This is a genomic window from Jatrophihabitans sp. (assembly GCF_046262535.1).
In the GTDB taxonomy this organism is placed as follows: domain Bacteria; phylum Actinomycetota; class Actinomycetes; order Mycobacteriales; family Jatrophihabitantaceae; genus Jatrophihabitans.
On sequence record NZ_JBHEMO010000132.1, the window covers coordinates 1 to 8,380 of the forward strand.

Annotated in this window: 11 protein-coding genes; 4 read left to right on the top strand and 7 right to left on the bottom strand. The window is 70.5% G+C overall.

Annotated features, from left to right (window positions below):
• Positions 1-933 (bottom strand): hypothetical protein (locus tag ABR571_RS17245; RefSeq protein WP_409454442.1); only part of this gene is annotated, 933 nt, incomplete at its 3' end.
• Between the two features lie 81 nt (positions 934-1,014).
• Between ABR571_RS17245 and folP the strand changes: the two genes are divergently transcribed.
• Positions 1,015-1,827 carry a dihydropteroate synthase gene (gene folP / locus ABR571_RS17250; RefSeq protein ID WP_409454452.1) on the top strand — a complete coding sequence of 271 codons (813 nt, stop codon included), beginning with the start codon at positions 1,015-1,017 and terminating at the stop codon, positions 1,825-1,827.
• A 6-nt stretch (positions 1,828-1,833) separates the two neighbouring features.
• On the opposite strand, the gene ABR571_RS17255 is transcribed toward folP, so the two are convergent.
• Positions 1,834-2,250: a PPOX class F420-dependent oxidoreductase gene (locus ABR571_RS17255; RefSeq protein ID WP_409454443.1), complete on the bottom strand. Its 417-nt coding sequence runs from the start codon at positions 2,248-2,250 to the stop codon at positions 1,834-1,836.
• A gap of 54 nt (positions 2,251-2,304) precedes the next feature.
• Between ABR571_RS17255 and ABR571_RS17260 the strand changes: the two genes are divergently transcribed.
• The gene (locus tag ABR571_RS17260) at positions 2,305-3,030 is read left to right on the top strand and encodes an enoyl-CoA hydratase/isomerase family protein (RefSeq protein WP_409454444.1); all 726 of its coding nucleotides are present in this window, start codon (positions 2,305-2,307) and stop codon (positions 3,028-3,030) included.
• Here ABR571_RS17260 and ABR571_RS17265 read toward each other — a convergent pair whose 3' ends face one another.
• From ABR571_RS17265 to dapE, 4 genes are read right to left on the bottom strand one after another with little or no spacing between them, the layout of a single operon-like run.
• Entirely contained in the window at positions 3,031-3,561 is a 531-nt protein-coding gene (locus ABR571_RS17265) for a TIGR00730 family Rossman fold protein (RefSeq protein WP_409454445.1), read from the bottom strand.
• Positions 3,562-3,571: 10 nt separating this feature from the next.
• Positions 3,572-4,387, bottom strand: coding sequence for a TIGR00730 family Rossman fold protein (locus ABR571_RS17270; RefSeq protein ID WP_409454446.1), 816 nt, complete (start codon positions 4,385-4,387; stop codon positions 3,572-3,574).
• 45 nt (positions 4,388-4,432) lie between these two features.
• A complete protein-coding gene (locus ABR571_RS17275; protein ID WP_409454447.1) occupies positions 4,433-4,975 on the bottom strand; it encodes an MOSC domain-containing protein in 543 nt (180 codons plus the stop codon).
• The gene (gene dapE, locus ABR571_RS17280) at positions 4,972-6,036 is read right to left on the bottom strand and encodes a succinyl-diaminopimelate desuccinylase (protein ID WP_409454448.1); all 1,065 of its coding nucleotides are present in this window, start codon (positions 6,034-6,036) and stop codon (positions 4,972-4,974) included. The genes ABR571_RS17275 and dapE overlap by 4 nt, the downstream gene beginning before the upstream one ends.
• A gap of 128 nt (positions 6,037-6,164) precedes the next feature.
• Between dapE and dapD the strand changes: the two genes are divergently transcribed.
• Positions 6,165-7,115 (top strand): 2,3,4,5-tetrahydropyridine-2,6-dicarboxylate N-succinyltransferase, encoded by a 951-nt coding sequence (dapD, locus tag ABR571_RS17285; RefSeq protein WP_409454449.1) that lies wholly within the window; start codon positions 6,165-6,167, stop codon positions 7,113-7,115.
• A 3-nt stretch (positions 7,116-7,118) separates the two neighbouring features.
• Positions 7,119-7,958, top strand: a complete 840-nt coding sequence (locus tag ABR571_RS17290; protein ID WP_409454450.1) for a hypothetical protein — start codon at positions 7,119-7,121, stop codon at positions 7,956-7,958.
• Positions 7,959-7,964: 6 nt separating this feature from the next.
• Here ABR571_RS17290 and fdxA read toward each other — a convergent pair whose 3' ends face one another.
• Entirely contained in the window at positions 7,965-8,288 is a 324-nt protein-coding gene (gene fdxA, locus ABR571_RS17295; RefSeq protein WP_409454451.1) for a ferredoxin, read from the bottom strand.
• Positions 8,289-8,380: the final 92 nt, after the last annotated feature.

Sequence of the window (8,380 nt, forward strand, 5' to 3'; positions counted from 1 at the left end):
GTCGGCCGAGAATTCGAATGTCTCCGGCGCCGCAGCCGCGGGCGCACCGTCGTCGGGAAGGTGGAGCAGCGGCTCACGATGTTCCGGCTCGCCGTCGGCCGACGCGGATTCGCCCGTCTCGGGGAGCACGCTGTCGACCGGCGCCGGCTCATCGCCGTCGGGCTCATCGCCGTCGGGCTCATCGTCGGATGCGAACAACCCGGCCAGGATCCCGTTCGCGAAGTCGAAGGTGTCCGGCGCGGGCGACACCGCTTGGTGACCGCCGGCTAGATTCAACAACGGGTCGGGATCGGCCGGCCATTGGGGCGACCCGGCTCCAACCGCCGCGTCCTGGGCTGTAACCGCGTGGGCCTCGACCGGCTCGTTCTCCGCCGGCACCGTCTCCCCCGGAACCGGCTCCCTCCCCTGAACCAGCTCGTCCGCACCCTGAACCGGCTCGTCCGCACCCTGAACCGGCTCGTCGTCACGTGCTGCCGGTTCCCCTTCGACCGCCACCGGCGCGCCGTCGACCGGCAGCGGCAGCACCGGCGGCGGACCGTACGGCGCGTCGAAGGGCAACGGCTCGTATCCGGGCGTCGTTTCGACCGACGCCCCGGCGGGGACCGGCTCGAGTTCGGCCGGTGGTTGCTCGACGAGGGCCGGCACCCCGCCGCGCAGCCGCGCGATCTCGTCGTCACGCACCCGCAGTTCCGCGGCCAGGCGATCGAGAAGTAGATCGGTCTCGGCGAACCGGTACCCGCGCAGCGCGACGGGTAGCCGGACCGTGTCGATCTCCTCGGCATCCAACGACCGGTCCGGCGGCAATTCCCACGGCGGCTCGTCACGCAGCGGTGGCGCGATCTGCTCGCCCGCCGGCAGGAAACGGGCAGCGAGCGCGAACAGCCCTGCGGCGAGCAAGATCGCCAGCAGCCCGTACCAGACCAGGTGCAACACGCGTCGATCGTGCCATGCCACGCTGACTCGGTGACGTTGACGCTCGGACCGCTGCGCCTCGATGCCGGGAAGTACGCCGTCATGGCCATCGTGAACCGCACCCCGGACTCTTTTTTCGACGGCGGCCGCAACCTCGCCCTGTCCGATGCGCTCGACGCGGTCACCCGCTCGGTCGACGAAGGCGCGGCGATGGTCGACATCGGCGGAGTCCGGGCCGGCTACGGCCCACCGGTCGACGTGGAGACCGAACTCGGGCGCGTGCTGCCGGTCGTCGCCGCCGTCCGCGAGCGGTTCGCCGAGATCGCGATCAGCGTCGACACCTGGCGTGCCGCCGTCGCCGAGAAGGTGGTGGCGGCAGGCGCCGATCTGATCAACGACACGTGGGCCGGTGCCGATCCCGAGCTGGTTTACGTCGCGGCGGCGACAGGCGCCGGCATCGTGTGCTCACACACCGGCGGCCTGGGGCCACGCACTGACCCGCACCGCGTCAGTTACGAGGACGTGGTCGCCGACGTCGTCACGACGGTCACGACGGCGGCCGAGGCGGCGGTCGCCAGTGGCGTGCGCCGCGACGGAATTCTCGTCGACCCGACGCACGACTTCGGCAAGAACACCTGGCACTCACTCGAGCTGACCCGGCGTCTGGACGAACTCGTGGCGACCGGCTGGCCGGTGCTCGTTGCCCTGTCGCGCAAGGACTTCATCGGCGAGACGCTCGATCTGCCGCCCGCCGAGCGGCTCGAAGGCACCCTCGCGGCCACGGCCGTGTCGGCGTGGCAGGGTGCTCAGGTGTTCCGGGCCCATGACGTCCGCGCGACCCGCCGGGTGCTCGACCTGGTGGCCTCGATCCGCGGAACGCGCCCGCCGGCCGTTGCCCGCCGCGGGCTGGCCTGAGCGGCCCTATTCTGAAATCCCGGCCAGCGCGACTATGCGATCCGGGACGAGCCGGACGAGCAGTTCGCCCGGCACGGCGTTGCGCTGCCCGAACGCCTCGGCCTGCTCGGCGCCCATGTACCGCCCACCGAGTTTCGTCGCCCACGGCAGCATCTCCGCGACGTCCTCAGAGATCTCGACCGTTCCGCTGATGTTCACGAACGAGTACGGCGGCACACCGTCGTCGACCGTCAGGGCCGCCTGACCCGTGCGTCGCAGATTCCGCCCCTTCACGGTGTCGTGCGCGGTCGTGAAGACGACCGCGTCACCGTCCAGGACGAACCAGATCGGGGCTGCGTGCGGACGGCCGTCGCGCCGGACGGTCGAGAGCACGCCGGTCCGTGTTCCGGCCATCAGGAAATCCCTGCGCTCTTCATCACTCATCGTTCTCGCCACCGCCACAGCGTACGAAGCGCGCGGCGTGGTGGACTGGCGCCCATGGTCGACATCCCCGTTCTGCTGCAGCGCACCGACGACGGAATCGCGATCGTCCGGCTCAACCGGCCGGACAAACGCAACGCACTCGACTCGGCGACGCTGCAGTTGCTCAACGACATCCTCGACGAGCTGGCGGCCGACGAGACGCTGCGCGCGCTCGTCCTGTCGACCACCAGCACGCGGGCGCTGTGTGCGGGCGCCGATGTCGGCGAGACGCTCGATGCCGACGCCGGCGTCGCCCGCATGGCCGGCTTCACGCGCATGTACGCCGGGATCGACGCCTTCCCGGTGCCGATCATCGCGGTCTGCGTCGGCAACTGCGTCGGTGCCGGAGCGGAGATCGTTGCCGGGGCCGACCTTCGCGTCGGGGCGGACAACCTCAAACTCGCCTGGGCCGGCGCTCGCCTCGGGGTTCCGGTCGGGCCTGCTCGCCTCGCGCCGCTGATCGGCGTGTCCCGCGCGAAGGACCTCGTCCTGACCGGCCGGGTCGTCGGCATGGATGAAGCCGAACGGCTGGGGCTCCTGCACCGCACCGCCGCGGCCGACGACACCGAAGGGCTTGCGATCGAACTCGCCGGCGAGATCGCCGCCCAGTCGGCGGGCGGTATCCGGGTGCTCAAGCAGATGTTTCGCGACCTCGACCACACCGGCGACCGCGTCGGATACGAGAACGAGCGGCTGATGTACTTCCAGCAACACGGCGCCGGGCTCCCCCGCACCCGTTGATCAGCGCAGAGCAGCGAAGGCGGCGTCCACCGTCGACACCCGGACCAGCGAGTCCAGTGCCTGCGCGCGGACGAAGCCATGCTCGCGCAGGGCGTCCAGGTAGTGCCACAACGGGTCGTAGAACCCGTCGGCGTCAAGGACGACCACCGGCTTGGCGTGCATGCCCAGCGAGCCGGCCGTCCACACCTCGAACAGCTCCTCGAGCGTCCCGATGCCGCCCGGCAGCGCGATGAACGCGTTGGCCCGGGCGTCCATCAGCGCTTTCCGGTCCCGCATCGTGTCGACGACGATCAGCTCGTCGGCGTCGGTGTCGGCCACCTCGAGCGGAACCAGGTGGGCCGGAATCACACCGACCGTGTGCGCGCCGCCGGCGCGGGCCGCGCGCGCCACCGCGCCCATCATCGACACCCGGCCGCCGCCGGAGACGAGGCCGTAGCCCTCCGCCGCCAGCCGGGTGCCGACGTCGGCGGCCAGCGACACGTACGACGGGTCGATCGTCTCCGATGACGAACAGTAGACGCAGACGTTCACGCGACCGGGCTCACTGACCGTCGTGGGCCTGCACGCGCGGTCCCTCGACGGCAAGGGCACGCTCGACCTGGCTCTGCTCGGAACGGGACTGCTCGGCGTCGACGATGAGTGCGACGGCCTCGTCCACGTCCTCGGTCAGATGGATCAGATTGAGGTCGGCGTCCTTAATCTTGCCGCCGGGCAGCACGCTGTCCTTGAGCCAGCTGATCAACCCGCTCCAGTACTGCGTCCCGTAGAGGATGACCGGGAAGCGGGTCACCTTCTGGGTCTGGACGAGGGTCAGCGCCTCGAACATCTCGTCCAGCGTCCCGAAACCGCCGGGCATGATCACGAAGGCCTGCGCGTACTTCACGAACATCGTCTTGCGGGCGAAGAAGTAGCGGAAGTTGATCCCGAGGTCGACCCAGTCGTTGAGGCTCTGCTCGAAAGGCAGCTCGATACCGAGGCCGACCGAGACGCCGCCGGCCTCTGAGGCGCCGCGGTTGACCGCCTCCATGGCGCCCGGACCGCCGCCGGTGATGACGGCGAAGCCGGCCCGGGCCAGCGCGCCACCCAGCGCCACCCCGGCCGCGTACTCCGGGTGGTCGACGGGAGTGCGGGCCGAGCCGAACACGGACACCGCGGCCGGCAGCTCGGCGAGCAGACCGAAGCCCTCGACGAACTCGCTCTGGATGCGCAGGACCCGCCACGGATCGGTGTGCACCCAGTCCGACGGGCCGCGGGAGTCGAGCAACCGCTGATCCGTGGTCCCGGCCTTGATCTGCGCGCGGCGCTGCAACACCGGACCGTGCTGGTGCTGGGTTCGCCCGTCCTGCTCCTCGGTCATGATTCGGACGGTAGCGGGTCGGCCGGTTCGACCGCTGGGAGGCGGTCAGACGGGTTCGAGAACCCGGCGCGGGCCGGCCGGCAGCTGGACGGTGATCGGATCGCCCGCACGCACCGCACCGTCGGCCGTGACCACGGCCATGACGCCGGCCCGGCGGACGAGGTTGCCGCCCTCGTCGCGATCGAGCACCGCCCGCTGCAGCCCGCGCTGGTAACGGTCGAGTTGGACGCACGGGTTGCGCAGACCGGTCACCTCGACGATCGCGTCGGCACCGAGCCGGAGCCGGCTGCCGGCCGGCAGCGCGAGCAGATCGATGCCCCGAGTCGTCACGTTCTCGCCCACGACACCCGGCGCCACCTCGTAACCCCGGCCGACCAGCTCGTCGAGCAGCTCCGCCTGCAGGAGATGCACCTGGCGCAGGTTGGGTGCCGACGGATCGCGCCGGACGCGGGAGCGGTGCTGGACGGTGGCGCCGAAATGGGCGTCACCCTCCACGCCGAGCCCGGTGCGCAACCTGATCACGTCCGCGGTCGGCTTGCTGAAGTCGTGCCGCGCATCCGCCGCCACCGCGACGACCACGCCGGTCACGACAGGAACCGCACCAGCGCGGTTTCGACGTCGAGCACCTGCTGCACCGCGACGTGTTCCTCGGGCTTGTGGGCGAGGTTCGGGTCACCCGGACCGAAGTTGACCGCTGGGATGCCGAGCTGCCCGAAGCGGGCCACGTCGGTCCAACCGAGCTTGGCCCGCGGTTGACCGCCGACCGCAGCAACCAGCTCCGCGGCGACGGGCCGGTCGAGACCGGGCCGAGCACCCGGCGAACTGTCGGTCACATCGAGGTCGAAGCCGGCGAAGACGTCGCGGACGTGGGCCAGCGCATCGTCCTCGGAGCGGTCCGGCGCGAAGCGGTAGTTGACGGTGACGGTGCACTCGTCGGGGATGACGTTGCCGGCGACGCCACCTGCGATGCCGACCGCATTGAGCCCTTCGCGGTACGTCAGACCCTCCACGTCGACGACCCGCGGCTCGTAGGCCGCCAGCCGGGCCAGCACCGGCGCCGCGGCATGGATGGCGTTGGCGCCCAGCCACGAACGGGCGCTGTGGGCCCGCGCGCCGGTCGTCCGGACGGCGACCCGCAGCGTCCCCTGGCAACCGCCCTCGACCACACCGTCGGTCGGTTCGAGCAGGATCGCGAGGTCGCCCTCCAGGCCGCCCGGCGCGGTTCGCGTCAGGCGGTAGAGGCCGTTGCGGGCCGCCTCGACCTCCTCGCAGTCGTAGAAGACCCAGCTGAGTTCGGTGCGCCGATCCACCGTGCCGCTACCGACGAGGTGCGCCAACCTGAGCATGACGGCGACGCCCGATTTCATGTCGGTCGTCCCGCACCCGTACAGCGTCGTGCCGTCGAGCCGCGAGGGGAGGTTGCCCGCGATCGGCACGGTGTCCAAATGGCCGGCCAGCACGACCCGCTGCGGCCGGTCCCCGGACGTACGCGCCGTCACCACGTTGCCGTCGCGCTCGACCGACAGCGTCGGATACTCCCCGAGCGCCTGCTCGACGAGATCGGCGAGCCGTTCCTCGTCGCCGGACACCGACTCGACATCGACGAGCGCGGCGGTGAGTCGCGCTGCGTCCACAGTGAGATCAAGCACGTCCGGAACGCTACGCGGGCGGGGCATTGTGGCGGGCCGTCAATAAGCTGCGCGTGACACACGCAACCCGGGTCTTCAGGCGCTCGTCGTTAGGGTGAAGAGGTGAACCGACGACGTGAGGACCGCACGTGAGCGAACGTTTTGCCTGGGGCTATGGGCTCACCACCACGGTGGCGTCCGGCCCGGCGACCGGTCGTGTCCTCGACACCTGGTTCCCGGAACCGGCCCTCGGCCGGCTGCCCGGCAACGCCTCGGCGCCGCACGAACTGACGTCGTTCACCGGCAGCCAGGAGAATGCGGCCGACCGCGGCGTGCGCCTCGACGTGTCCGTCTGCGAGATAGACGTGGATGCCCCGCCGGCCGACGCCGTCGACGCGTATCTGCGGCTGCACCTGCTGTCGGCGCGGCTCGTCCGCCCCCGCGAGATCAATCTCGAGGGCATCTTCGGTGTGCTGCCCAATGTCGTGTGGACGAGCTTGGGCGCGTGCCCGGTGGACGACTTCGAACGGATCCGGCTCGCGCTGCGGCGCAAGGGCCCGGTCCAGGTGTTCGGGGTCGACAAGTTCCCGCGCATGACCGACTACGTGGTGCCGACGGGGGTCCGCATCGCCGACGCGGACCGCGTCCGTCTCGGCGCGTATCTGGCCGAGGGCACGACCGTCATGCATGAAGGGTTCGTCAACTACAACGCCGGGACGCTGGGCGCATCGATGGTCGAGGGACGGATCTCCGCCGGCGTGACCGTCGGCGCGGGCTCCGACGTGGGCGGCGGGGCGTCGATCATGGGCACGCTGTCCGGCGGCGGCAAGGAGCAGGTCACTGTCGGCGAGCGCTGCCTCATCGGCGCCAACGCCGGCATCGGCATCTCGCTGGGCGACGACTGCATCGTGGAGGCCGGGACCTACATCACGGCCGGTTCCAAGCTGACGCTGCCCGACGACCGGGTCGTCAAGGCGGCGACGTTGTCCGGCGAGTCCGGCTGGCAGTTCTGGCGCAATAGCGTCAGCGGCACCCTCGAGGCGCGGCCGCGCACGAGCGGCGGTGTCGGACTCAACGCTGCGCTGCACACGAACGCCTAGCTGATGGCTCTCCGTTCGAGGAAGCTCGTCGTTGCGGTCGTCGCGACGGCCGCCGTGGTGATCGCCGGGGCGATCTGGCTGCCCAAACTGTGGGAGACGGCCAAGGACCAGATGACGCCTGACACCTGCACGATCGGCGCGTACGAACTCGATCCCGAGCAGGCCGTCGTCGCCGCCGCGATGGTCGGCGCCGTAACCCGGTACCGCATCGAGCTGCCCGAGCGCGCCGCGGTACTCGCCCTGGCCGCCGGGCTGCAGGAGAGCAAGCTGCGCAACCTGGCGCCCGGCGAAGGTGACCGCGACTCGGTCGGGGTGCTGCAACAACGCCCGTCGCAGGGTTGGGGCCGCGGCAATGCCGCGACGCTGAACGACGTCGGCGAAGCGACGAAGGAGTTCCTCGATCACCTGGTCCGGGTGGACAAGTGGCAGACGCTGTCGCTGGCCGATGCGGTCCAGCGGGTGCAGATCTCGGCCGACGGCGGCGCCTACGCTCAGCACGAGATCGAGGCCCAGACGCTCGCCGACGCCCTGTCCGGGCGCAAGCCGGCCGACATCTCGTGCAGCTTCGCCAAGCCGACGAAGGTGGCCTCTGGCACCAAGGTGGCCAGCCAGGTGAAGCAGGAACTCGGCGTACGCACGCCGCAGGTCACCGGCCTGACGGTCACGGTCCCCGGCGCGCGCTGGCAGACGGTGGCGTGGTTCGTCGCCAACGCCGAACGCCTCGGCATCGAGGAGGTGCGCTACGACGGCAAGGTCTGGTCGCGCACCGGCGGCTGGAAGTCGTCCGAGGATTCGGCCGGCGCTGTCACCGCGACCCTGTTCGACCTCAAGGCGAAGAAGTAGGAGCTCCTACTCCTCGCCCTGCGGCGGCAGGTCCTTGATGAACTGCGGGTCGTTGTCGGTCTTGCCGACCTTCGAGGCGCCGCCCGGCGAGCCGAGCGTGTCGAAGAAATCGACGTTGGCCGCGGTGTAGTCGCGCCACTTCTCCGGCAGATCGTCCTCGTAGAAGATCGCCTCGACCGGGCAGACCGGCTCGCAGGCCCCGCAGTCGACGCACTCATCCGGGTGGATGTAGAGCATGCGACCGCCCTCGTAGATGCAGTCGACCGGGCACTCCTCGATGCAGGCCTTGTCGAGAACATCGACGCACGGCTCGGCGATCACGTAAGTCACTGCGCTCCTCCGGGGCGATGGAGACTGAACAGACGGCGGGTCGGTCCGAGGGCCCTGGTGCGAACCTCTGGGCTGCTCGGAATCTAGTATGC

Excerpts from the sequence above, each read along its gene's own strand:
- folP (WP_409454452.1), top strand. The coding sequence starts at position 1,015 with ATGGCCATCGTGAACCGCACCCCGGACTCTTTTTTCGACGGCGGCCGC.
- ABR571_RS17255 (WP_409454443.1), bottom strand. The coding sequence starts at position 2,250 with ATGAGTGATGAAGAGCGCAGGGATTTCCTGATGGCCGGAACACGGACC.
- ABR571_RS17260 (WP_409454444.1), top strand. The coding sequence starts at position 2,305 with ATGGTCGACATCCCCGTTCTGCTGCAGCGCACCGACGACGGAATCGCG.
- ABR571_RS17270 (WP_409454446.1), bottom strand. The coding sequence starts at position 4,387 with ATGACCGAGGAGCAGGACGGGCGAACCCAGCACCAGCACGGTCCGGTG.
- ABR571_RS17290 (WP_409454450.1), top strand. The coding sequence starts at position 7,119 with ATGGCTCTCCGTTCGAGGAAGCTCGTCGTTGCGGTCGTCGCGACGGCC.